Source organism: Curtobacterium poinsettiae, from assembly GCF_025677645.1.
Classification (GTDB): domain Bacteria; phylum Actinomycetota; class Actinomycetes; order Actinomycetales; family Microbacteriaceae; genus Curtobacterium; species Curtobacterium poinsettiae_A.
Genome location: NZ_CP106879.1, coordinates 799,131 through 822,858, shown reverse-complemented (window position 1 = coordinate 822,858; position 23,728 = coordinate 799,131). Strand labels below are relative to the sequence as shown.

The following is a 23,728-nucleotide window of genomic DNA, read 5'->3' as shown; positions in this document are numbered from 1 at the left end:
CCGGGTGCAAGCCACAGGTCCGCGTGTCCGCTGCTCGGCTACGGTTGTCCCGCCTGCTCGACGGAAGGACCGTTCCCCACATGACCGAGGTACGCGAAGCACGACTGGTCGAGACGTTCGTGACCCTCACCGACAGCCTGGTGGCGGACTACGACGTCGTCGACGTGCTGCAGACGCTGGTCGACCGGGCCGTCGAGCTGTTCGACGCCGCCGCGGGCGCCATCCACCTGATCGACCAGAAGGACGAGCTGCACGTCGTCGCGTCGACGAGCGAGCGCAGCAGCTTCATCGGCCTGCTCCAGCTCGACGCCGGCGAGGGGCCGTGCATCACCGCCGTGACCACCGGCCGGTTGGTGACCTCGGAGGACGCCGACCACCTGCGGCAGCACTGGCCACGGTTCGCCGAGGCATCGCGGGCTCGCGGCTACGCGGGGGTCCACGCCATCCCGCTCCGGCTGCGGGACACCACGGTCGGGTCGCTGAACCTGTTCCGCGAGACCGAGGGAGCGCTGAACGGTGCCGATGCCCGAGCTGCGCAGGCCCTCGCCGACGTCGCGACGATCAGCCTGTTGCAGCAGCGGACCCTCGAGCACGCGACCCACACCGCCGAGCAGCTCCAACGCGCGCTCGACAGCCGGGTCGCCATCGAGCAGGCGAAGGGGTACCTCGCGCGTGCGGCCGGCGTCGATGTCGAGGAGGCCTTCGGCATGATCCGTCGCTACGCACGTGCCACCCAGCGCTCGCTGAGCCAGGTCGCCGCCGCCGTGGCACGCGACGACGTCCCGCTCGCCGACCTCCGCGCGGCCGGGGCGTCCTGAGGGTTCACACGGGACGTCTCCGGACCCACCGTTCCTCGTCGAGCCCTGTCCCGGGGTCGATCGTCTTCGCACCCTCCCGTGCGAACCCGTGCTTCTCGTAGAACCGCCGTGCACGGGTGTTCGCCGCGAAGACGAGCAGGTGAGCGTCCTCGTCGCCGATGGCCGCCGCGAGGAGCCGGGCGGCCACACCGGTGCCGTGCGCGGGCCGGTCGACGTACAGCGTGACGAGTTCCAAGGCCGGCAGATCGCTGACCGTCGCGGCTGATCGCGCGGTGCTCGTGACACCGAGCAGGGTTCCGTCACGGGACCGCGCGACGAGCACGCTCCGAGCGCGCGTCCGGATCCGCGCCTCCCAGCGCGCGGCTCGGTCGACGGCAGCCGTGCCGTCGAGGAAGGCGTCCGGCACCACTCCGCGGTACGTCTGCTCCCAGCAGCGCGCCTGGAACGCACCGATCTCGCGCGCGTCACCCGTGGTGGCGCGCGCGATGACCGGTGCCGGATCGCGCACGGCTACTTCGTCGTCGTGAAGGTGCCCCGGGCCCGCTGGTCCGAGCCGTAGCCACGGGCATGCACGACGTGCGTGCCCGGTGCCAGCGCCGCCACGGCCTTCGTGATCTTCAGGCGGACCTTGCCGTCGGCGTCGGCAGTCGTGCGGGTGGCCCGACCGCCGTCGATGCTGACGGTGACCGACTCCCCGGCACGGAACCCCGTCGCCGAGATCGCGACCTTGGCACCCTTCCGGCTGCTCGTCGGCGTCACGGCGATGGCCGTGCTGGACGCCTGCGCCTCGGCACACGCGTCACCCGGGGTGCCGACCGCCGGAGCGGACGCGGTCGCCCGTCCGTTCACGCTGCGCACGCCGTCGTCCTCGCGGATGCGCATCGTGCCGACCGAGTCACCGATCACCGAACCGCCCCGGGTGTTGCTGAGGGTCATCGCGTAGTCCGACGTCCGCGAGAACGACGGGGTGCGGTCACCGTTCACCGAGACGGCCACCGCGCGGCAGACCTCGCCGGGCTGGAACGTGACGGGCTGCACCGCCGGGCGGATGCGCCCGTCGTACGCCTGGTCGAGGTCGAAGTACACCGTCGTGGCCTGCTCTGCAGGTCGGGAGAGCACGACCGCTGCCCGGACCACCGTGCGGGTGCGGCCCTCGTCGACGAACCGGTCCGCGATGCGTGCGGCCGGACGCTTCGTGACCGCCGGGGCACCGAGGGTCGCGGCCGGCACGAGCGACAGGTCGCTCAGCAGGACCCCGCCGTTCTTCTGCGGGACGTCGATCGTCACCTCGCGCACCGATGTCAGGTCGATGCCGGCGAACGCGTCGAGGGGGATGCGCGCCTGCTGCAGGATCGTCTTGCGCGGGGCCATCCGGGTACCGGGGAGCAGCTGTCCGGCACGGCTGGTGTCGGACACGCGGCGGGTCGCCACGGCACCCGTCGCGTCACGGAGGGTGATCGAGACGTCGGCGTTCGTCGTCGCGGTGTCGTCCGGGGTGAGGCGGAGCGACAGCGCCTGGAACCCGGTGAGGTCACCGGCCGCCGGACCCACCGGGACGTGCACCTGGCCGCCGGTCGCCGCCTTGGTGGGCGAGACGTGCAGGGCGGGGGTGGCCGGCACCGAGGACGCCAGGTACGCCGGGGTGTAGTCCGGGGCGTTGGACGTCATCGAGACGCACGCCGGCAGGATCTGCTTCGCGGGCAGGTCGTCGGTGCTCGCGCAGGTCTTCGCCGTCAGGGCACCGGTCGTGGTGATCGCCGGGTTCGCGACGTCGAACAGGGCGAGGTCGCGCCGACTCGCGCCGGGCTGGGACGCGCTCACGCGGATGTCGGCCGTGCCCAGGGCGGCGGGCTGACGGTTGGTGCCGTCGAACATCGGCAGGAACTGCTGCTCACCGTCGAGCGTCAGGCGGAAGAAGCCGCTGATCAGGCTCGTGCCGACGGCGTACTGCTGGTCGGACGAGAGCCGCGTGGTGCGCTTCGCCTTCGCCCCGCAGACCGCGTCGGACTCGTCGTACCAGTCGTCCGACGACGCCTTCGCGTACTTGCCCGGCGTCCACGTCGTGTTGAAGAAGTTGTGGTTCGCACCCATCACCAGGACCGAGGAGCGCAGCACGTCGTCCCCGAAGGCGGTGCGGGAGTCGTCGTAGAAGTGCTGTCCCTGCAGGTCGGACACGTCGCCGTCGCAGTACGGCAGGACGACCGCCGTGTTGGTGTCCGGCAGGGTCATGCGCCCGAAGTCGGTCGGCGCCAGGGGCAGGACGGCACGGATGCCGAAGGGGTTCGTGCGCTGCGTGTTGAGCAGGGCCGCGCGGACCACGCCGTCGCCACCGCGCGAGTGACCCATGAGGCCGACGTCCTGCAGGTCGAGCTTGCCGGTGAGCAGCGGCGAGAGCCGGGGTTCCTGACCGGTGTCCGCCCGCTGCAGCAGGCTGAGGTGGTCGAGGACGAGCTGCCCGCGGGCCACCGCTCCGCCGTCGTCCGAGTAGCTGCCGTCGAGGGCGTTGATCGCGTTCGCGGAGATCGACACGACGACGTTGCCGTGGCTCGCCAGCGCGGTCGCCGCCGCGTTGTAGCCGAGGTAGCTCGGGATGTCCGTCTGTCCCTTCCCGCACGGCCACGCCTTCGGGTTGTCGGTGCCGCCGTAGCAGGCCTCGTGGCGGCCGTGCAGGAACACCACGACCGGACGCTTGCCCGGGGCGTCCTTCGGCACGAAGACCGCGGCACGCATCTCGCCCTTGCGACCGAAGCCCTTGATCGTCTCGGCTTCGTTGCCCAGGTCGTAGTCGGCCCGGGTCACCGCGTACTGGCCTGCGGCCGCCGGGTCGTCGGTCAGGGGCGCCGGGGCTTCGCTCGGCGCGACCGTCTGCGGCGCGGTGGCGGCCTGCCGGTTGCCCTGCAGGTCGGTTTCGCCCGTCCAGCCGAGCTCGACGCTGCGGGCATCGGCGACGGCGGGGTCGGTCGTGGTGACCGTCAGCTGCCGCTGGTCGAGGCTCGTCTGTGCGACGCCGATGTCGGTACCGTCCACGAGCAGGACGGGGGCCGCCGCACGGAGCGGTAGCGGGTCGGCGAGGGTGAGGACGACGGTGTACCCGCCGTCGGTCGGCGTGACCGTCCAGTCGTCACCCTGCGCGACGGGCGTGCCCGGGGTCGTGATCGTGGTCGTCCCCGTCGCGGTGGTGGACCCGTCGCCCGGCGCGGCCGTCGCTGGCAGAGCCACGATCGTGCCGGAGACGGCGAGCGCCCCGGCGATGAGTGTCGAACACGCGATCTGCAGCGCGATGGTGGAACGGCGTCTCGGCGAACGGCTCACGTCGGATCTCCCCTGGTGCGACGGGCGTGCGCCACCGCACGCTCCGTCGCCAACAGTAGGGAGCGCGCCGCTCGCCGCGGATCGTCCTGGAGGATGAGGTCGAGGCTCGGTACCTGAGGGTCCTCACGGGTACGACGGCCCGGCGCGGGGCATGGAGTGGCCCCGGCCCGGGATCGTGTGGCGGACGCCGCCGGCCGGGTCCGGCACGTCGTCGAGGACGCATCCGGTGAGCGCGCCGTCGGGTTCTCGGGCGTCGTGTTCCGGGATCAGCGCGTGCTCCAGAACGAGATGGTCCGGCTCTCGTCCCGTACGACCGCGGTGTGCGACGACGCCCGGTCGGCGACCGGGCGGTTGCCCTCGCCGCCGTACCAGTACGAGACGTACCGCTTCTGGCTCGGCGACCAGCCGACCACCTCGACCTTGTACCGACCGGGGCTCAGGACCACACCGAAGACGCCGCCCCGGCCCGGCGACCAGGAGGTCATCCGGGTGTCGAAGGTGCTGCCGATCGACTCGCCGTACACGTGGACCGTTGCCCCGGTGAAGTCGGTGTCGAGCTGGGGGTTCACGATGGCGGACAGGGTGACCCCGACGGTCGAGCTCGCGTCGACGTCGTCCAGCACGGTCTCGGCGCGACCGCCCGCCTGGTGCGCGACGCGGACGTAGGAGCGCGGTGCGGTGGAGCCCGGGTCGCGGTGGAACCCCCAGGACTGATCGCGCAGTGCCGGCCACGAGTCGAGCGTCTCGTCGTGCGCGTTGACCTGCACGCTGTAGTCGTCACTCGGCAGGCCGTGCACCCAGTAGTGCCCGTCGCGAGCGGTGACCGTGCGTCGCACCGTCCCGGTGTTCCAGCCGCGCACGACGACGGCTGCGCCGGACAGGTCGGCGCCGTACGGGTTGCGCGCGGTCCCACCGATCGAGGCGCCGCGACGCACGACCAGGACGACGGTCTCGTTCGCACCGGGGCTGACCGTGATGCCGGCCCGCTCGGCGGGGAGCACGTCGTCGAAGCCGTACGAGCCCTCGCGCTCACCGTGCAGGCTCCACGTTCCGGACGGCACCGCGTCGAACGTCAGCCGCCCGCGGGCGTCGCTCGAGGCAGACGCCGTCGTCGTGCCCTCCGGGGTCCGCAGGTCGACCACCACGCCCGCCATCGGCAGCGGGCGCTTCTCCGGATCGGTGAGCATGACGGTGAGTGCCCCGTCGTCCGGAGCGGCCAGGGCCGCGGTGGTCGGTGCGACGAGCACTCCGACCAGTGTCAACACGGTCGTGATGCCGACCGCCGTGCGTCGTCGAGCCGTCATGGCCCACCCCTGATCCCCTTGCGAGGCCACCCCTGACCCCGTTGCAGTGGAGCGTAGCCGTGTTCCGGCACCCGCGCGCCGTCGCCACGTGTGCACGGCTCGTTGGGTGCGGGCGACGGCGAAGGACCCCGCGACCTGGGTCACGGGGTCCTTCGCAATGTTCCTCAGATCCGGCCGACGGTGCGACGGCGACGGCGCAGCAGGACCATCAGCGTGGCGCCCGCGGCGAGCAGCGCGGCGGCGATGCTCAGTGGGACGGTCGGGTCCGAGCCGGTGAACGCGAGCTCACCGGTGGGCTGGTCGGTTCCGCCGCCAGCACCCCCACCACCGCCGGCGCCAGGGGCCGCGGGGCCGCTCGGGGTGTCGGTGGGCACCACTGCGGGTGCCGTCGGGGTGGGTGTCGCGGTGGGCACCGGTGCCGGAGCACGGACCGTGATGGTGACCGTCTGGGTGTCGTCCGGGCTGGTGCCGTTCGACGCGGTGATCGTCACGGTCGAGGTGCCCGGGGTGGTCGGGGTGCCGGAGATGACGCCGGTGGTGCTGTCGATCGTCAGGCCGTCAGGCAGGCCCGTGGCGGTGAAGGTCGGGTTCGGGGTACCGGTCGCGGTGACGGTGGACGAGTAGGGCACGTCGACGGTGCCGTCGGACGGGGTGCCCGAGGTGATCGTCGGCGACTCGGACGGCGTACCCGGCGCCGGGCAGCCGGCGGAGGCCGTGATCGTGTTCGTGTCGAGGGTGACCGCACCGGTGCGGGCCAGCAGTCGGCCCTGCACGGTCGCGCCGGTGGTGGCGGTCACGGACTGCTGCGCCAGGACGGTGCCCTGGAACTGCGCGCCGGTGCCGACGGTGGCGGAGCTGCCGACCTGCCAGAACACGTTGCACGAGCTGGCACCGCCGGTGATCACGATCTGGCTGGCGGACCCGATGGTCAGGGTCGACGCGGCCTGGAACACCCACACGGAGTCCGCGCTGCCGGCCAGGGTGAGCGCTCCGTTGTTCGCCAGGGCGAGGGCGCCGCCGGAGTACACGCCGGGTGAGAGCGAGAGGCCGTTCAGCTCGGTCAGACCGGTCTGGGTCGGGGAGAGCGACGCGGCGACGTCGTACGCGGTGGTGGTGTCGCGCTGGGCCTGCGCCGCTGCGGCGTCGGTCTGGTGCGTGGTCCCGTTGACGGTGCCGTTCGGTGCGCCGCCGACGCCGGTGATGGACGTGCCCGGCGACAAGCCGAGGTCGCCGTTCACCACGGACGGGCCGGTGTTCGTGACCGCGCTCGCGCCGAGGACGCCGTAGGTCGATGCGGTTCCGAGGTTGACCGGACCGTCGATGACCGTGGCGGCGGATGCTCCGCCACCGGTCCCGAGGGTGATCAGCGCGGCGACGGCAGCCGCCGAGATGACGAGGATCGAGCCTCGTCGAGTTTGATGAGTGTGCACGGCCAACCTCTGCCTGCAGGAGAGGCGAGGGGTCGTCGGCGACGAGCGCGCATTCTCGGAGACTCGAAGTATGCGCTTCTGCACAGCAAAAACACAGAGACGTCAGGACATTCGGTCGAAGGCTGGGAATCCGCCCGGGTCACAGGCGGATCCCGGGGCTGCGGGCGCATCATCACCCCAGGTTGACCGGCCGCTCACCAGCGGACGGGGAGGGAGTTCGGGTCTCCCGTCAGCCGGTGCGGCGCCGGTCCCGGGTAGGACCGGTCGCCCACCCCCGGACCACACGGCGAAGGGCCCCGCGATCGAGATCGCGGGGCCCTTGCTGGTGACGGGTGCTACTTGACGACGACCGTGATGGTCGGGCTGGTGCTCGTGGTGAGCTCCGAGGTCCCGGCGAAGACGGCGTGCAGGTTGTGCGCGCCCTTCTTCAGCGGGAGCTTCGAGGTGACCACACCGTCCTCAACCGTGACGGTGGCGAGGCGCTTCGCGCCCTGGTAGATCCGGGCGGTGCCGTCGACGCTGAAGCCGGTGGCCTTCACCTGGACGGTCGCCTTGCCGCCGCTGTACTTGATGGCGGTGCGCGACGGAGCCTTCTCGACGGTGACCGTCATGGCCTTCGCCGTCTTCGAGTCGGTACCCGAGTACACCGGGTCCGCGTTGACGAACGAGGCCGTGACCGCGTGCTTGCCGATGGCGAGGGTGCTCGGCAGCGTCATGCTGGCCGCACCGTCCTTGACCGGGGCGGTGCCGAGGACCTTGCTGCCGTCCTTGAACGTCACCGTGCCCTGCTGGGTGCCGATGCCACCGGCGATGGTCGCGGTGACCTTGGCCGGCTTGGCGGTGCGGTAGGTCTGCTCGGCGGCCGACGCGGTGAGCGTCGTGGTCGTCGTCGGCAGCGTGGCGTGCAGGTTGAACTTGTCGACCGTCGAACCGATCGCCGCCGGGTCGGCCGTGGCCGTCGGCTGGAGCGTCACGCCGCAGCTGTCGACCTTGCCGTGCTGCACCGCCGAGTTGAGCGTGGTGCAGTCGCTGGCGCGGATGTTCTCGACGGCGAGCTCGTCGTCGGTGACCGAGACCTTCACGAAGGTGCGGACGTGCTCCTGGTTCTCGACCGAGTTGGCGAAGTGACGCTGACCGGTGGGGTCGAGCGGGTCCGCGTCGTAGCCCTGGGTGGCGTCCGGGGTGGTGAGGTCGTAGTACTTCGAGCCGGAGGCCGAGTTGGCCGTCATGTAGATGACGCCGCCGGGGCCGGAGAAGACCTCGGGAGCAGCGGGCTGCTCGTTGACGTTGGCCTTCTTGCCGTTCTTGATCGCGTAGCTGCGCGAGTAGGAGTGGTCGTGACCCTGCAGGACGAGGTCGACACCCATGTCCGAGAACGAACGCGTGAAGTCGAACCGGCGCTGCTGGTTGTCACGATCGTTCGCGTGGTCGGCCGGCGAGTAGATCGAGTGGTGGTAGACCAGCGTGGTCCACTTCGCGTCGTCGCCGTAGCGGTTGATGACGTCGCGCACGTAGTTCACGTGGGCAGCGTCGGAGCCGGCCGCGTAGGCGTTCGAGTTGATGTCGATGAACAGGACGCCCTTGTACATGTACCAGTAGTCGCCACCCGAGTTCGCGGTGGTGTTGCCGCCCGGGTAGAAGTCCGGCACCTTGAGGGAGTTCGGCACCTGGTTGTGCTGCTCGTAGGCCTTGCCGCCCACGTCGTGGTTGCCGATGGTCGAGGCCCACGGGTAGCGCTTCAGCACGTCGCTGCTGTCCGCGAACGCGCCCCACTCGTACTCGTTGTTGGCGTGCTCGACCTGGTCGCCACCGGAGACCAGGAGCTCGGCGTCCGGTTCGGTCGACGTGGCGTACTTGAGCGTGTCCGCCCAGCCGGCACCGTCGTCGTCGGTGAAGCCGGACGAACCGATCTGCGGGTCACCGAAGAACAGGAAGTCGAAGTCGCCGGAGAAGCTCTTCGTGGTGAAGGTGTACGACGCGGACCAAGCCGAGCCGTCCGCCGCACCGACGTGGTACGTGTACGACGTGTTCGGCTCGAGGGCCGAGATCGTCGCGTGCGCGTTGATGTAGCCCGATTCGGCGGCGATGCCCGGGATGCTCTTGGTGTTCGAGTCGGTCGTGCTCGTGTCGGCTGCGGTGTTCGCGGCCTCCGAGGCGGCGACCGTCTGCTTGGCGTCGGTGAAGACACCGTCGGTCATGGACGCGGTCTTCTGGATCTCGAGCGACTGCGCGACGTTCGTGGGGAAGTACCACGATGCGATGCGCTGGCTCTCGGTCGCGCCGACGCCGAGCAGGATGTGGATCGGGCCACCGGTCGAGATGTTGGTGGTGGGGGTGTTCGTCGCAGCCGTGGCGGCGTTCGTGCCGACCATCGAGGCACCGGCGATGAGCGCGGCCCCGAGGACGGCTCCGCAGACGCGGAGGGTGGTGGTTCTGCGCCGGGTAGTGGCGCCGGACAGGAGACTCATGTTGGTCCGTTTCTCAGACGTGGGATGGTGCAGCACGGAAGACTCTGCATGCACTGCAAAACGTCTTGGTAAACGCTGAGTGACGGTTCGTCGCTGTTCCGGGACGAACGCGACTTGCCAGCAGCTCCATGGCGAGCGTCAGCCCGCCGCGAGCCGCTCGACGAACCAGATCATCCCCATCACGAACACGCCGGCGGTCACGGCGCCCGTCACCCAGAGGGACACCCGGTGCGCCTTCCGCCGCAGCAGCGAGAGCGGCGGGAAGACGATGACGATGATCGCGAGCTGCACGGCCTCGATGCCGACGTTGAAGATCAGGAGCGAGACGAGCAGCTGCCACGAGAACGCCTCGTGGATGCCGAGGGCTCCGGCGAACCCGAGGCCGTGGATGAGGCCGAACGCGAAGACGACGGCCAGGCGGGTCCACCCGGCGCGGTCGAGCGAGAAGTGCCCGTGCTCGCCGACCACCAGTTCGTCGGCCCGCGATCGACGACGCCAGAGCCGCCAGAGGTACCAGCCGGCGACCGCGGCGATCGACAGGGCGATGAGCGGCTCGACGACGATCGCGGGCGGGCTGACCACACCGAGGGCGGCGAGGATGAACGTGATCGAGTGCGCGATCGTGAACGCGGACGCCGTGTAGACGACCTCGCGCAGGCGACGCGACCCGGCGATGAGCGCCACGAGGAACAGGATGTGGTCGATCCCGGTCAGCAGGTGCTCGGCGCCGAGCCGGAAGAACTCCCAGAAGCGCTCACCCGCCGACTGCTCGGTCGAGAACGTGCGCTGCGAGGCATCGAGGGTGGCCGAACCCGTCCGGTCGTCGACGTCGTAGGTGACGATCGTCTTGGTGTCGCGCACGAAGGTCTCGTCGTCGGGGAAGAGCTCCGACGACACCACGTGCCCGGACTGCGTCTCCGACGGTTCCGGGCAGGCGAAGTCCGCGGTCACGTGGGCGTACGGCACCTCGTCCTGCAGGTCGACGGTGACGGTGTCGTCGAGCGTGCCCGTGCAGGCCTGCCCGCCGGCTCCGGTGACCCGGAACCGGTCGAACACGTACTTCCCGATCGCGTCGGTGTGCGCCTCGGCAGCCGTCACCATCCCCGGGAAGTCCCCGTCGTCCCAGGCCTGCTGCCCCTGCTCGTGCAGCGCGTCGTCGTCCTCGCTCGTCGCCACCGAGACGAGCATCAGGTCGTACTCGAGCCCGAGCTTCGCCTGCACGACCGTCGGCTTCGTGGACGTGACGTCGGCGTAGACCACCGAGCTGAAGCCGTGCGCCGACGCCGGTGCCGCCCCCGCGAGCGCACCGATCACGACCACCCCGAGCAGCACGAGCGCGGCGACGACCCGTGCGACGAGCGCGAACAGGGGAGCGGAGTGGGCAGGGCGGGCGCGCAGGAGCGCGGCGGTGGTTCCGGAGGGCACGCGCAGACGATCCGGCCCGCAGACGACCGGCAGGTGAACAACCGGTGACCAGCAACGGGACGGGTGTTGGACAGGTCCCCCGTCCGGCCCGGAGCAGCCCTCGGGCGTGCTTGCATGGTGCCGTGATCCGCCCCGCCACCCGGACGACCGTCCTGTTGACCGCCGTCGCCCTCGCCGCGGCCGGCACTGCCCTGCTGGCCGGCTGCTCCGGGACGTCGAACGGCGCCACCGGCGGCACCGGCACCGGCCCGACGGCGACCACGTCGGCGCACGCCTCGACCGGGGTCCTGGGCACCGGCTTCTCCGACCCCGACCAGCCGCCGGCGCCCGAGGCCACGATCCACCCCGAGCCCGGTTCGTGGTCCGGGGTGCACGCCCCCGCCGGCTACGACGTCGTGCTGCTCTCCGACGCGGGTGACGCTGCCGACGCTCCGACCCGGACCCTGCTCGACGCCGTCGAGTCGTGGGCCGCGGACGAGGACGTCACCGTCACCTCGGTCTCGGCGAAGGGCCCCGACGACCGGATCGCCGCGGTCCTGCGCGCCGTCGACGCCGAACCCGACCTGGTCATCACCGTCGGCAACCACATGGTCGACCCGCTCGCGGCCGTCTCACCGACCGCGCTCCACCAGCAGTTCCTGGTCGTCGGTGCCGAGATCGCCGAGCCGACGTCGAACGTCACGGCGGCGGACTGGACGGGCGGCGGGTTCCGCGGCGAAGGCCTCGGTCCGTCGAGCCACTACGACCCCGACACCTTCACCGAGGAGCGCGCGGCCCGTGGTCTGCGCGCCGGGCTCGCCGCCGTGCTCCACGACCTGCGCGGCATCGTCGTCTGGGTGCCCTGACCGGGCGCTCCCCCGCTACGCGGTCTCCGGCTCCAGCACGCGCGCTCGCACCTGCGCCGCCGCGCCGAGTGCGACGGCGTCGGATCCGAGCGTCGACTGCGCGAGCCGGATCGTCGCCCCGCTGACCGGCGGTTCCGCGGCGATCGCCGCCGTGATGGCCGGTTCGAGCAGGTCCCAGGACCGCGCGATCCCGCCGCCGACCAGGACGGTCGTGACGTCGAGGATCCCCGCGGTCAGCAGTGCGGCACGGGCCAGACCCCACCCCGCGGTGGCGAAGACGGCGGCCGCGTCGGCGTCCCCGCCGCGTGCGGCGACGGCGACGTCCCGCGCCGAGAGCATCCGCCCGGAGCGTTCGGCGTAGCGGTCGGCGATGCCGCGCGCGCCCGCGATGGTCTCCAGGTGCCCGGTCTGCCCGCAGGTGCACCGGGCGTCACCGAAGCCGGGGACGTGGCCGATCTCACCGGCGGCCCCGCGCGGGCCGGCGAAGAGCCGTCCGTCGAGCACGAGCGCGCCGCCGACACCGGTACCGAGGGTCATGCCGAGCACATCGGACTCCCCCACGACCGCGCCGGTGGCGATCTCGCCGAGCAGGAACGCGTTCACGTCGTTGTCGAGGGTCGCGGGGACCCCGAGGGCGTCCGTCACCGCCCGGGTCACGCCGTACCCGGCCCAGCCGGTGAACGAGTTGCCGGTGACCAGGACGGTTCCCGTGGTCCGGTCGACGACGCCGGCCGCGCCCACCCCGACACCCGCCAAGGAGGCCCGGTGCGTCTCGAGCAGACCCGTCACGGCCCCGAGTGCGGCCGTCACGATCGCCGCCCCGCCCGCGTGGGCGGGCGTCGGCAGGTCGACGCGGTCGATGACCTCGAGGTCGGGCGTGGTCAGGACGACCTTCGTGTTGGTGCCGCCGACGTCGACCCCGGCCAGGACCCGGGTCACGCGGTCACCGCCGCGAGCGAGGCGAGGCGCTCCGTCCGACGCTGCCGTTGCAGCACGGGGTCGGGCACCGGCACCGCGGCGAGCAGACGCCGGGTGTAGTCGGTGGTGGGGTGCAGCAGCGTCGTGCCGGTGGTGCCCTGCTCCTCGACGACGCCCTGGCGCATCACCACGACGCGCTCGGCGAAGTGCTGCACGACGGCCAGGTCGTGCGAGACGAACAGGCACGCGAAGCCGAGGTCGTCCTGCAGCTCACCGAGGACCTCGAGCACGGTCTCCTGCACGCTGACGTCGAGCGCCGAGGTCGGCTCGTCGGCGACGAGCAACCGCGGTTCGAGCACCAGCGCCCGGGCGAGCGAGACCCGCTGGCGCTGCCCGCCGGAGAGCTCGCGCGGGGCACGGGATGCCAGGGTCCGCGGCAGCCGTACCGCGTCGAGCACCTCGTCGATGCGCCGACGACGGTCAGTGGAGGACATCCCGCGACGGTGCACGGCGAGGGGTTCCGCGATGCACTCGGCCACCGACATCCGGGCGTCCAGGGACGCCACCGGGTCCTGCAGCACGACGCCGATGCCGGAGCGGAGGGCACGACGGTCACGACCCTTCGCGGTCCGCAGGTCCTGCCCGAACAGCGACACCGTGCCGGACGTCGGCTTGATCAGCCCGAGCGCCACCCGGGCCGCGGTCGACTTGCCGGAGCCGGACTCGCCGACCAGGCCGACGGTCTCACCGGCGTGCACCGCGATGTCGATGCCTGCGAGCGCGTGGACGGCGCGCGCCCCGCGCCCGAAGGTCACCGAGACGTCCCGCAGGTCGACCGCCGGGGCCGCACCGGGCCTCCCTGCCGTCTCGGTCTCCGCGTCGGTGACGGGAGCCGACGGGCGGTCGCCCGCCACCTCGAGCCGCGGTACCGCGGCGAGGAGCCGCCGGGTGTACTCGTGCTCGGGGCGGAGCAGGACGTCCTCGACCCCGCCGGTCTCGACGATCTCGCCCTGGAGCATGACCGCGACCCGGTCGGCGAAGTCCGCGACGACACCCATGTTGTGCGTGACGAGCAGCACGCCGGTGCCGGTCTCGACGGCGAGCGCTCGGAGGAGCTCGAGGATCTCGGCCTGCACGGTCACGTCGAGGGCCGTGGTCGGTTCGTCAGCGATGAGCAGCTTCGGCGCGTTCGCGATCGCCATCGCGATGACCACGCGCTGACGCTGCCCACCCGACAGCTGGAACGGGAACGACCGGGTGCGCGACTCGGGGTCGGGGATACCGACGCGACGGAGCAGGTCGACGGCCTCGGCCGCTGCGGCGGACGCGGAGACGTCACGGTGGTTCCGGATCACCTCGGCGATCTGCGCACCGACGCGGGTGAGCGGGTCGAGGGCGGTCGCGGGCTCCTGGAAGACCATCGAGACGGTCGATCCGCGCAGTGCCCGGAGCGCGGGTTCGGGGGCACCGACCACCTGGTGGCCGGCGACGACCGCGCTGCCCGAGGCCGTCGCGTTGCCGGAGAGCAGGCCCATCGCGGCGAGGGCGACGGTCGACTTGCCGGAGCCGGACTCGCCGACCAGGGCGAGGGTCTCGCCGGGGGCGACCGACAGCGACACCCCCCGCACGGCGTCGACCGTGCCGGACTCGGTGGTGAAGGAGACGCCGAGGTCGGTCGTCCGCAGGATCGGTTCGGTCGTCATCAGCGTCCCCGTACGTCGAAGGCGTCCCGCAGTCCGTCGCCCACCGCGTTGAACGCGCAGACGACCAGGATCACGGCCAGACCCGGCGGCACGATGAGCCACCAGCGTCCGGAGTAGGCGGCGGTGAGACCCGCCGACAGCATGCCGCCCCAGTCCGTCGCGGGCGGTTGCACGCCGAGCCCGAGGTACGAGACGTAGGCGACCAGCAGGATCGCGTCGGCGACCTGGAACGTCGCGGCGACGACGATCGTCGACACCGAGTTCGGCAGCAGGTGCTTGCCGATCGCGCGGGCGTGCGAGCCACCGATCGCGCGCAGGGTGAGGACGTAGTCGCGGTTCTTGAGCGTCAGGGTCTCGGCGCGGATCAGGCGGGACGGCACGAGCCACGACACGAGGCCGAGGATGACGATGAGGCCGCCCACTCCCGGGTTCGTGATCGCCGAGATGACGAGGAGGATGAACAGGGCCGGGATCGCGATGCCGGCGTCGACGACGCGCATCATCAGCGCGTCGACCCAGCCGCCGACGTACCCGGCGACGGAACCCCACAGGGTCCCGACGACGGTGGCCAGGACCCCGGCGGCGATGCCCACCATGAGGGAGACCTTGCCGCCGTACATCAGGCGGCCGAGGACGTCGTGGCCGACGGCGTCGGTGCCGAGCCAGTGCGCGGCGCTCGGGCCCTGGTTGGCCTGCTCGAGCAGCGTGTGGGTCTGGTCGGTCGGGTACACGAACGGGCCGACGAAGCAGAACAGCACGATGACGACGATCAGGGCGAGGCCGATCACGGCGAGGGTGTTGCTCCGGAACCGGCGGGCGGCGAGCCGGAACCCGGTGGCCGCGACGGTGACGGGGGCACCCGGGGCTTCGGGGGCCATCTGGACGGCGGTCATGCGCGGCTCGCCTTCACTCGCGGGTCGATGAGGGACTGTGCGACGTCGGCGAGCAGGGTGCCGATGACGGTCGCGATGGAGATGACGAGCACGCAGCCGAGCAGCGTCGGGTAGTCGGAGGACTGTGCCGCGTTCCAGAACAGCAGCCCCATGCCGGGGTAGTTGAACAGCTGCTCGGTCACCAGGGCGCCACCGAACAGCACCGGCAGGTAGTACCCGAGCATCGCCACGACCGGGGTCAGCGAGTTCCGGAACACGTGCCGCCGCAGGATCGTCGGCGTCGAGGCGCCGCCGGCGCGGGCGGTGCGGACGTAGTCCTCCTGCAGGTTCTCGAGCGTCGAGGCGCGCATGTACCGGCTGAACACGGCGATCATCGCGAGGGCTCCGGTCACCACGGGCAGCACGAGCCCGGCTGGGTCCTGGAAGACCTCGGCGAGGGTGTTCCCGCTCGGGGCCTGGGACGGCAGCCACGGCAGCTGCTGGCTGAAGACGATGATCAGGACGAGTCCCAGGAAGAACGCGGGCGTCGAGTAGAAGACGAACGCCAGGGCGGTGGCGGCGTAGTCGACCGCGCCGTTGCGGCGGGCCGCCTGGAGCATCCCGACCGGGATCGCGACGACGAGTCCGAGCACCGCGGAGATGCCGGTGAGCACGAGGGTCTTCGGCAGGCGCTCGGCGATGAGCTGCGAGACCGGCTCGTTGAGCGTGTACGAGGTGCCGAGGTCGCCCGTCAGCAGACGGCCGAGGAACCGCAGGTACTGCACGGGCAGCGGCTGGTCGAGCCCCTGCGCCTGGTTGAACTGGGCGATCTGCGTCGGGGTCGCGGAGACGCCGAGCACGCCGCGGGCGGGGCCGCCGGGCAGCGCGTGGAGCAGGCAGAACACCACGACGGTGACGATGAGGATCACCGCGAGCGCCTGCAGGACGCGCCTGGTGAGGTAGAGAGCTGTGGTCATGCGGCTTCCGATGGTCGGTTCTTGCGTGAGCCGGGGCGGAGGCGCGGTGCGGGTCGGGCCCGCACCGCGCCTCCAGGCCGTGGTCGCGTCAGCGACCTACTCGGTCCACTTCCACTGGGCCGGGTGGAAGTTCGCGAGCGAGTCCTGGTCGAACCCGGACAGGCCCTTCTTGACGACCGAGATCTGGTAGTCGGGGCTCGGCAGCCAGATCACCGGCAGGTCCTTCGCGACCGCGGCACTGTAGTCCTGCACGGCGGTCGCGTCGGTCGAGGTGGTGGTCGCGTCGATCAGGGAGTCGACCTCCTTGTTCGAGTAGCTGCCGAAGTTCGCCGAACCGCCGGTCTGGAACAGCGACTCACCGGTCGGGTAGGCCGGGAAGTACCAGCTGCCCGCGGTGCCGAAGAACGACAGGTCCCAGTCGCAGCTGGCTTCGTCCGAGGTGCAGGTCGGGGTCTGCGACAGCACGCTCGACACCGGCGCGGTCTTGATGGTGAAGTCGATGCCGGTCTTCGCGAGCGAGGACTGGATCGCGCTCATCATGTTGTCGGTCACGGTCGAACCGGACTGCGACAGCACCTGCATCGAGAACTTCGTGCCCTCCTCGACACCCTCGCCGCACTGGCTGGCGGACGTGCCCGGGTCGGTGCAGACCATCGTGCCGCCCTGCTCCTCCCAGCCGTGGCTGGTCAGCAGGTCCTTGGCCTTCGAGGTGCTGAACGGGTACGGGTTCGACTTCTGCACGTCGGAGACGTAGTCGGACTCCTGCGCCTGCGGGATCGGACCGTAGGTCGAGGTGGCGGTGCCGTTGAAGACGACCTTCGACAGCGACGTCTGGTCGATCGACATCTGGACGGCCTGACGGGCGTACAGCTGCTTGAAGACGGCACCCATGTCGGGGTTGTTGAAGTTGTACGGCATGTACGTGATCGCCCAGCCGGTCCACGGCTCGACCTCGTAGCCCTTCGCCGTGAAGGACGACTCCTGGTCCATGTCGGTCGCGTTGATGTACCCGTAGTCGACCTCGCCCGAGCGGACGGCGTTCACCTCGGCGTCGGCCGTGGTGAAGGGCAGCAGGTTCACCGTCGTGATCGACGGCTTCTCACCACCGTCGTACTTCTTGTTGGCCGTCAGCGTGACCTTGCCGGCCGTGGTGAAGGTCTTGACGCCGTAGGGACCGGAGATCGTCTTCCACAGGTCGTCCGTGGCGTAGTCGGAGATCTTGCCGGCGGCGGTGTTGAGGTACTTCCACACCTGCTTCGCGCCGGCGGTGGTCTCGTCGGCGTCGGTCACCTTCGCGGTCGCGCTGGTCTTGTCCCAGGCGTGCTGGGGCAGCGGGATGATGTGGCTCAGCTGGTTGGCGAGCATCCAGTCCGAGTTGTAGGCCTTGTCGAACGTGATGGTGAAGTGCGTGTCATCGAGCGCCTTGAACGACGTCCAGTTGTCCGGCGCCTTGCCCTTGGAGTACGAGCCCCACTGGTCCTTGTTCGCCTTGATCAGGTTGAACCAGAAGCCGACGTCGCGGCTCGTGATCGCCTCGCCGTCCGACCAGTGCCGGTCGCCGAGCGTCATGGTGACGCTCTTGCCGTCGTCGGCGAACTGCGCGTCGGTGGCGACGGAGCCGGCCTTGTTCCACGCGATCTTGCCGGTGGAGCCGTCGTACGCGACGAGCGGCTCGTACAGCGACTGGGCGATGGAGCCGTTGTTCGTGTTGAGGTGCGCGGCGGTGCCGATCGGCAGGATCCAGTTCGGCGTGAAGTTGGCGGGGAGCGCGTAGTCGATCTCGTCGGTCGATCCCTGCGAGGCGTTGCCGCCTCCGGAACAGCCGGCGAGCAGCGCGCTCACGGCGATCGCAGCTCCGGTGAGGAGCGCCCAGCGACGGGGCTTGGACATGCGGTGTCTCCTTGTGCGAGGGACTTCGGGGAGGTGGAGCACGGGTGCCGAGCGGCACGAGGACAGTCAAGGACCAAAGCGATTGGAAAAACAAACATCTCGATGTAAAAACTGCGTTACTGCGGATCCGACGAAAGGGTGGACCGCTCGATCCGCCCCGTAGGCTCGCGGCATAACGGACCACCGACCGGTGTTCCACTCCCGTTCCGCCCGGATTGGAGAAAGTCGTGGCCGATCTCAGTGCCCGCGTCCTCGAGCTCGTCGCATCGGGGCAGGCCGCCAGCCGGACCGAGATCGCGAAGGTGCTCGGAGCCGCCCCCTCGACCGTCTCGCACGTCGTCGGTCAGCTCCTGGAGCACGGGATCCTCGCCGAGGAAGGCACGGACGTCTCGACCGGCGGGCGACCCCGCAAGGTGCTCCGCATCGGCGGCGTCGACGAGTACGCGGTCGCCGCGGACGTCGGTGGCGGACACGCGCGCATCGGCGTGGTCCTGCCGGGAGGCGCGCTCGAGTCGGTCGCGAACGTCCCGTTCGCGCTCTCCGACGGTCCGACCGCCGGGCTCCAGCGCCTGGCCGCGCTGCTCGAGCGGCTCGCCGACGACCGTGGTCGCGAGGGACTGCGGGGCGTCGGGCTCAGCCTGCCCGGGCCCGTCGACGTCGTCGCCGGCGTCGTGGACCTGCCGAGCCGGATGCCGGGGTGGAACGGGTTCCCCGTCGCCGCGTGGCTGAGCGACCGGTTCGGCCTGCCGGCGATCGTCGACAACGACGCGAACTGCATGGCAGCGGGTGAACAGACCGTGCAGGACCCGGCTCGACGCCAGACCATCACGATCAAGGCCGGCTCGGCGATCGGCGCGGGCATCGTCATCGACGGTCGGCTCTACCGGGGGTCGACCGGGGCCGCCGGGGACATCACGCACGTGCGGATCGACGCCGCCGGGGACACCCCGTGCTCGTGCGGCAACACCGGCTGCCTCGAGACGGTGGCGTCCGGGGCCGCCCTGGTCCGGATCCTGTCGAACGCGGGGGTCGACGTCGCCTCGACCGCCGACGTCGTCCGGCTCGCCTCGGACGCGCACCCCGAAGCCACCCGCGCCGTGCGGATGGCGGGCGGGTACCTGGGCGAGGTGCTCGCCGCCAACGTGAACTTCTTCAACCCGGACGCCGTCTACCTGGGCGGCATCCTGTCGACCCTGGACCCGTTCATCGCCGCCGTGCGCAGCCAGCTCTACGAGAGCTGCCACCCGTTGATGACCCAGCACCTGGCCATCGAGCCGGTGTCGCTCGGTGCCGACGCCGGGCTCGTCGGCGCCGGCCAGTTCGCCCTGCAGCGGGGTCTCGCCGCCTCGCTCGAGGAGCTCTCCGCACCCATCCCCCAGTCCACCACCAGGAACAGGAGCGTCCGTGTCTGAGACCGGTCCCGTCACCCCCGCCGCCCCCGCCAGCACCGCTGGTGCCCGTCGCCCGGTCATCGCCATCGCCGGCCTGGCCATCGAGACCTCGACGTTCACGCCGACCCGGACCCACGCACCCGCGTTCCACCCGGACCGCGGCGACGAGGCCGTCGCCCGGTACCCGTTCCTGGCGACGATGGCCGACCGGGCGGACTTCCGCGGGGCGCTCATCGGGCACGCACTGCCCGGCGGGATCGTCGATCGGGCATCGTACGAAGCGCTGGCCGACGAGATCGTGGAGCGGTTGCGTGCACTGGGTCCGGTCGACGGCCTCTGGTACGACATCCACGGCGCGATGGTGGTCGAGGGACTCGACGACGCCGAGACGGACCTGCTCGGCCGCATCCGCGCGGTCGTCGGCCCCGACGTCATCGTGTCCGCGTCGATGGACCTGCACGGCAACGTCACGCGCGAGCTCGCCCACCAGGTCGACCTGGTCACCTGCTACCGGATGGCCCCGCACGAGGACACCCTCGAGACGAAGGAGCGTGCCGTCCGGAACCTCGTCGACGTGCTGACCGAACGACCCGTCGGTGCGCAGCGACCAGTGAAGGCCTGGATCCCGATCCCCGTCCTGCTGCCCGGCGAGCAGACCTCGACCCGCCTCGATCCGGCGAAGTCCCTGTACGCGCAGGTCCCGCTCGTCGAGCAGACCGAGGGCGTGCTCGACGCCGCGATCTGGGTCGGGTACGCGTGGGCGGACCAGCCCCGCGACCAGGCCGTCACCGTCGTCACCGGATGGGACGAGGCCGCCGTCGCCGCCGGTGCCGAACGGCTCGCCCGGGCGTTCTGGGACGTCCGCGAGGACTTCGTGTTCGTCGCCCCCACCGGCACGTTCGAGGAGTGCCTCGACGCAGCGCTCGCCCCGGGCGCCGCGAAGCCGTACTTCGTCTCGGACTCGGGCGACAACCCCACGGCGGGCGGTTCCGGGGACATGACGTGGGGGCTGACGCAGGTGCTCGCCCGCCCGGAGTTCCAGGACCCGTCCGGCCCGACCGTCATCTACGCGAGCGTGCCCGGGCCGGCCGCGGTCGCCGCGGCGGTGGACGCCGGCGTCGGTGCGACGATCACCGTGACCGCCGGAGCGTCGGTGGACCACGTGCATGCCGGCCCGATCACGATGACCGGGCGGGTGCACGCGATCAAGCACGGCGACCGAGACGCCGAGACCGAGGTCGTGCTGCAGGTCGGCAGCGTCTTCGCGATCCTGACGAAGCTGCGGAAGCCGTACCACCACGAGCACGACTTCACCGACCTCGACCTGGCGCCGCGGCAGGCGGACGTCGTCATCGTGAAGATCGGGTACCTCGAACCGGAGCTGTTCGACATGTCCGCCGACTGGATGCTCGCGCTCACCCCGGGCGGTGTCGACCAGGACCTGCTGCGCCTCGGGCACCACAGGATCGAGCGGCCGATGTTCCCCTACGATCGAGTGTTCCCGACGGCACCGGACCTCCGCGCCCGCATCGTCCCCGCCTCCAACGAACCGCTCGGAGCCCCTGCATGAGCACCACCGCCGCACTCGAGATCGCCGTCACCTCACCGGCGGGTGCGATCACCGCGCGGGACGGCGGCGCCGACCGCGTCGAACTCTGCGTCGGGCTCGAGCTCGGCGGGCTCACCCCGTCGCAGGCCCTGGTCGAGACGACCCACGAGACCGGGATCCCGGCGCACGCGCTGGTCCGCTGCCGCCCGGGCGGGTTCGTGCACTCCCCCGACGAGGTCGAGCTCATGGTGCGCGAGGTCCGCACGGTCCTGCGCTCCGGGGCCGCCGGCGTCGTGGTCGGTGCCCTGCGCCCCGACCGGACCCTGGACGAGGACGCCCTCCGCCGCTTCGTGGACGCCGCCCGCTCGGTCAGCACCACCGCCGAGGTCACCCTGCACCGGGCGATCGACCACGCGACCGATCCCGTCGCCGCTGCCGGTTCGCTCGCGGCGCTCGGGTTCACCCGCGTCCTGACCTCGGGTGCCGCCCCCACCGCGGTCGCCGGCGCCGAGACGATCGCGCACATGGTCGAGGCCGCCGGGCCCGTGCAGGTGATGGCCGGCGCCGGGGTCACCCCCGCCGACGTCCGCGCGCTGCTCGCCACCGGTGCCGCCGCCGTGCACCTGTCGGCCAAGCGTCCGGCCGCGGACAGCACGCACGCCGGGGTGCCGATGGGCGCCGGGGACGACGGTTCCGCGCACTTCGTCACCGACGCCGAGGTCGTCGCCGCCGCACGGCGCGCGCTCGACGCCTGACCCGCTCACCGTCACACGGGAATGGCGGCCGTCGGAACCCGCTTGACGCCCCCATGACATCGTCAGCAGCGCGCCGCGGGTGGCTCAGCGTCACGTCCGTCGCACTCGGGTCGTTCGTGCTCGTCCTGTCCGAGTTCCTGCCCATCGGACTGCTCCCCGCCATCGCCGACGACCTGGACGTCGGCATCGGCACCGCCGGCCTGATGGTCGTCGCCACCGGACTGGTCGGAGCCGTCGCGGCACCGGTGGTCACCGTCCTGACCTCGCGACTCGACCGCCGGGTGGTGCTCGTGTCCCTGACCGTGCTGCTCGTGGTCGCCGACGGCCTCGCCGCGATCGCGCCGTCGTTCTGGGTGCTGCTCATCGCACGGATGCTGCTCGGTGTCGGCATCGGGGGCTTCTGGGCCATCGGTGCCGGGATCGCCGGGCGACTCGTCCGGCCCGAGCTGACGATCCGCGCGACCTCGCTCATCACGGCCGGCGTCTCCGTCGCGACCGTCGTGAGCCTGCCGCTCGGCGCCCTGGTGTCGTCGCTCGCCAGCTGGCGTCTCGGCTTCGTGATCGGTGGGGCGCTCGGTGTCGTCGCGCTCGTCCTGCAGCTGGCGATGCTGCCGAGGATCCCCGCGCAGCAGCGGGTGCGGTTCGCCACGCTCGGGTCGCTGCTCCGCGTGCCCCGCGCCCGGGTCGGGCTCATCGCCGCAGCCTTCGTCTTCGCGGCCCAGTTCGCCGCGTACACCTACATCGCGCCGTACCTGCAGCAGCTCGTCGGCGTCGGCCCGGACACCGTGACGATCGCGCTGCTGGTGTTCGGCGTCGCGGGCATCGTCGGCAACTTCGCCGCCGGCTTCACGCTCGACCGCAGTGTCCTCGCCACCATCGGGGCGTCGAAGTTCGTGCTCGCGGCGGCCGTCGTGCTGCTGCCGCTGCTCGCCCACTCCGTCGTGGGGGTCTTCGTGCTGCTCGTCGTGTGGGGCCTGGTGTGGGGTGCGCTGCCGCTCGGGATGCAGACCTGGATGTCGACGGCGTCGCCGGCCGGGTCCGAGACCGGGCTCGCGCTGTTCGTCACGACGATCCAGCTCGCGATCGCCGCCGGTTCGGTGCTCGGCGGTGCCGCGGTGTCGTCGTTCGGTCTGGCTGCTGACTTCTGGCTGGCCGGCGGGGTCGCGATCGTCGGCGCCGTCGTGCTCGTCGCGATGGGGCTGCGGAAGTCGAGTGCCGTGCCGGTGGTCGAGCCGGTCGCGGCCGAGCCGACGCCGACCGGCCCGGTGGCCGTCGCCTGCCCCTGACCCCGGTCGGGATCGGTCGCAAGACACCGGTGTTCGCGCACTGAACACGCGCAGACCGCGGTTCAACGGGTGAACACCGGTGTTTTGCGGACTCGGTCAGGTGAGGGTGACGATGCGGTCGGCCGCGGCGATCGCGACCGGGTCGTGGGCTGCGTGCACGACCACGACGCCGTCTGCCGCCTCGGCGGCGAGCGCTCCGACCACGAGCGCCGCCGACTCGGCGTCGACCCCCGCGGTCGGTTCGTCGACCAGCAGCACCCCGGCCCGCTGTGCCAGCCCGAGCGCGACGAGCGTCCGCTGACGCTGCCCGCCCGACAGTTCCTCGATGGGCCGATCCGCCAGGTCCGTGATCGCCATCCGCTCGAGCTGCGCGTCGACGATCGCCCGGTCGGCGCGTCCGAGGTGGCGCCACCACGCGCGGTGCCGCCACCGCCCCATCGTGACGGCCGCGCGGACGGTGAGCGGGAGCGTGGTCGGCGGCACGGACTGGGTCACGTAGGCGACGCCGTCGGACGGGAGGCCCGTCACCCGCCCGGCGGTCGGCCGCACGACGTCCGCGACCACGTCGAGCAGCGTCGACTTGCCGGATCCGTTCGGCCCGGTGAGCGCGGTGACGACCCCGGCGGGGAAGACCGCGTCCACACCGTCGAGGACGGTCCGGTCCCCGAGGACGGCCGTCACGCGGTCCAGGTGGACGGCGGCTCGGGGCTCGGTCGGCTCGGTCGGCTCGGTTGGCTCGGTCGCAGGCACCTGAGCACGCTATCAGTATCGATACTCGTTTTCAT

18 protein-coding genes are annotated in these 23,728 nt (G+C 71.6%); 6 read left to right on the top strand and 12 right to left on the bottom strand.

The window, feature by feature from the left end; genetic code table 11:
• Positions 1-80 precede the first annotated feature (80 nt).
• Positions 81-818 carry a GAF and ANTAR domain-containing protein gene (locus OE229_RS04060; protein WP_182064329.1) on the top strand — a complete coding sequence of 246 codons (738 nt, stop codon included), beginning with the start codon at positions 81-83 and terminating at the stop codon, positions 816-818.
• A gap of 4 nt (positions 819-822) precedes the next feature.
• Here OE229_RS04060 and OE229_RS04055 read toward each other — a convergent pair whose 3' ends face one another.
• The 6 genes from OE229_RS04055 to OE229_RS04030 all read right to left on the bottom strand — a co-directional run bounded on the left by OE229_RS04055 (position 823) and on the right by OE229_RS04030 (position 10,757).
• Positions 823-1,326 carry a GNAT family N-acetyltransferase gene (locus OE229_RS04055; protein WP_262139855.1) on the bottom strand — a complete coding sequence of 168 codons (504 nt, stop codon included), beginning with the start codon at positions 1,324-1,326 and terminating at the stop codon, positions 823-825.
• Between the two features lie 2 nt (positions 1,327-1,328).
• Entirely contained in the window at positions 1,329-4,130 is a 2,802-nt protein-coding gene (locus tag OE229_RS04050; RefSeq protein WP_262139853.1) for an alpha/beta hydrolase, read from the bottom strand.
• Between the two features lie 266 nt (positions 4,131-4,396).
• Positions 4,397-5,434 carry a carboxypeptidase-like regulatory domain-containing protein gene (locus OE229_RS04045; RefSeq protein WP_262139851.1) on the bottom strand — a complete coding sequence of 346 codons (1,038 nt, stop codon included), beginning with the start codon at positions 5,432-5,434 and terminating at the stop codon, positions 4,397-4,399.
• 164 nt (positions 5,435-5,598) lie between these two features.
• Positions 5,599-6,864 (bottom strand): ice-binding family protein, encoded by a 1,266-nt coding sequence (locus OE229_RS04040; protein WP_262139850.1) that lies wholly within the window; start codon positions 6,862-6,864, stop codon positions 5,599-5,601.
• 335 nt (positions 6,865-7,199) lie between these two features.
• Positions 7,200-9,332, bottom strand: coding sequence for an Ig-like domain repeat protein (locus OE229_RS04035; RefSeq protein WP_262139848.1), 2,133 nt, complete (start codon positions 9,330-9,332; stop codon positions 7,200-7,202).
• 138 nt (positions 9,333-9,470) lie between these two features.
• Positions 9,471-10,757 carry a HupE/UreJ family protein gene (locus OE229_RS04030; protein ID WP_262139847.1) on the bottom strand — a complete coding sequence of 429 codons (1,287 nt, stop codon included), beginning with the start codon at positions 10,755-10,757 and terminating at the stop codon, positions 9,471-9,473.
• 122 nt (positions 10,758-10,879) lie between these two features.
• Between OE229_RS04030 and OE229_RS04025 the strand changes: the two genes are divergently transcribed.
• On the top strand, positions 10,880-11,602 hold the full coding sequence (locus OE229_RS04025; protein ID WP_262139845.1) for a type 1 periplasmic-binding domain-containing protein: 723 nt from the start codon (positions 10,880-10,882) through the stop codon (positions 11,600-11,602).
• Between the two features lie 15 nt (positions 11,603-11,617).
• Here OE229_RS04025 and OE229_RS04020 read toward each other — a convergent pair whose 3' ends face one another.
• The 5 genes from OE229_RS04020 to OE229_RS04000 all read right to left on the bottom strand — a co-directional run bounded on the left by OE229_RS04020 (position 11,618) and on the right by OE229_RS04000 (position 17,962).
• Entirely contained in the window at positions 11,618-12,541 is a 924-nt protein-coding gene (locus OE229_RS04020; RefSeq protein WP_182064321.1) for an ROK family protein, read from the bottom strand.
• Positions 12,538-14,223, bottom strand: coding sequence for a dipeptide ABC transporter ATP-binding protein (locus OE229_RS04015; protein ID WP_262139843.1), 1,686 nt, complete (start codon positions 14,221-14,223; stop codon positions 12,538-12,540). Before OE229_RS04015 ends, OE229_RS04020 begins: the two co-directional genes overlap by 4 nt.
• Positions 14,223-15,116 carry an ABC transporter permease gene (locus OE229_RS04010; RefSeq protein ID WP_111024068.1) on the bottom strand — a complete coding sequence of 298 codons (894 nt, stop codon included), beginning with the start codon at positions 15,114-15,116 and terminating at the stop codon, positions 14,223-14,225. Before OE229_RS04010 ends, OE229_RS04015 begins: the two co-directional genes overlap by 1 nt.
• Positions 15,113-16,072 (bottom strand): ABC transporter permease, encoded by a 960-nt coding sequence (locus OE229_RS04005; RefSeq protein ID WP_262139841.1) that lies wholly within the window; start codon positions 16,070-16,072, stop codon positions 15,113-15,115. The genes OE229_RS04010 and OE229_RS04005 overlap by 4 nt, the downstream gene beginning before the upstream one ends.
• Before the next feature lie 96 nt (positions 16,073-16,168).
• Positions 16,169-17,962, bottom strand: coding sequence for a peptide ABC transporter substrate-binding protein (locus OE229_RS04000; RefSeq protein WP_259578364.1), 1,794 nt, complete (start codon positions 17,960-17,962; stop codon positions 16,169-16,171).
• A 227-nt stretch (positions 17,963-18,189) separates the two neighbouring features.
• On the opposite strand from OE229_RS04000, the gene OE229_RS03995 reads away from it, so the two are divergent.
• The 4 genes from OE229_RS03995 to OE229_RS03980 are packed head-to-tail and all read left to right on the top strand — an operon-like array spanning position 18,190 to position 22,943.
• A complete protein-coding gene (locus OE229_RS03995; RefSeq protein ID WP_262139839.1) occupies positions 18,190-19,374 on the top strand; it encodes an ROK family protein in 1,185 nt (394 codons plus the stop codon).
• A complete protein-coding gene (locus OE229_RS03990) occupies positions 19,367-20,923 on the top strand; it encodes a M81 family metallopeptidase (protein ID WP_263345041.1) in 1,557 nt (518 codons plus the stop codon). Before OE229_RS03995 ends, OE229_RS03990 begins: the two co-directional genes overlap by 8 nt.
• Positions 20,920-21,657: a copper homeostasis protein CutC gene (locus OE229_RS03985; RefSeq protein WP_262139835.1), complete on the top strand. Its 738-nt coding sequence runs from the start codon at positions 20,920-20,922 to the stop codon at positions 21,655-21,657. Before OE229_RS03990 ends, OE229_RS03985 begins: the two co-directional genes overlap by 4 nt.
• Positions 21,658-21,710: 53 nt before the next feature.
• Entirely contained in the window at positions 21,711-22,943 is a 1,233-nt protein-coding gene (locus OE229_RS03980; protein WP_182064315.1) for an MFS transporter, read from the top strand.
• A 96-nt stretch (positions 22,944-23,039) separates the two neighbouring features.
• On the opposite strand, the gene OE229_RS03975 is transcribed toward OE229_RS03980, so the two are convergent.
• The gene (locus tag OE229_RS03975; RefSeq protein ID WP_262139833.1) at positions 23,040-23,693 is read right to left on the bottom strand and encodes an ATP-binding cassette domain-containing protein; all 654 of its coding nucleotides are present in this window, start codon (positions 23,691-23,693) and stop codon (positions 23,040-23,042) included.
• Positions 23,694-23,728 lie beyond the last annotated feature (35 nt).

Coding starts and splice junctions, on each gene's coding strand:
- OE229_RS04060 (WP_182064329.1), top strand. CDS start 81: ATGACCGAGGTACGCGAAGCACGACTGGTCGAGACGTTCGTGACCCTC.
- OE229_RS04045 (WP_262139851.1), bottom strand. CDS start 5,434: ATGACGGCTCGACGACGCACGGCGGTCGGCATCACGACCGTGTTGACA.
- OE229_RS04035 (WP_262139848.1), bottom strand. CDS start 9,332: ATGAGTCTCCTGTCCGGCGCCACTACCCGGCGCAGAACCACCACCCTC.
- OE229_RS04015 (WP_262139843.1), bottom strand. CDS start 14,223: ATGACGACCGAACCGATCCTGCGGACGACCGACCTCGGCGTCTCCTTC.
- OE229_RS04010 (WP_111024068.1), bottom strand. CDS start 15,116: ATGACCGCCGTCCAGATGGCCCCCGAAGCCCCGGGTGCCCCCGTCACC.
- OE229_RS04005 (WP_262139841.1), bottom strand. CDS start 16,072: ATGACCACAGCTCTCTACCTCACCAGGCGCGTCCTGCAGGCGCTCGCG.
- OE229_RS04000 (WP_259578364.1), bottom strand. CDS start 17,962: ATGTCCAAGCCCCGTCGCTGGGCGCTCCTCACCGGAGCTGCGATCGCC.
- OE229_RS03985 (WP_262139835.1), top strand. CDS start 20,920: ATGAGCACCACCGCCGCACTCGAGATCGCCGTCACCTCACCGGCGGGT.
- OE229_RS03980 (WP_182064315.1), top strand. CDS start 21,711: ATGACATCGTCAGCAGCGCGCCGCGGGTGGCTCAGCGTCACGTCCGTC.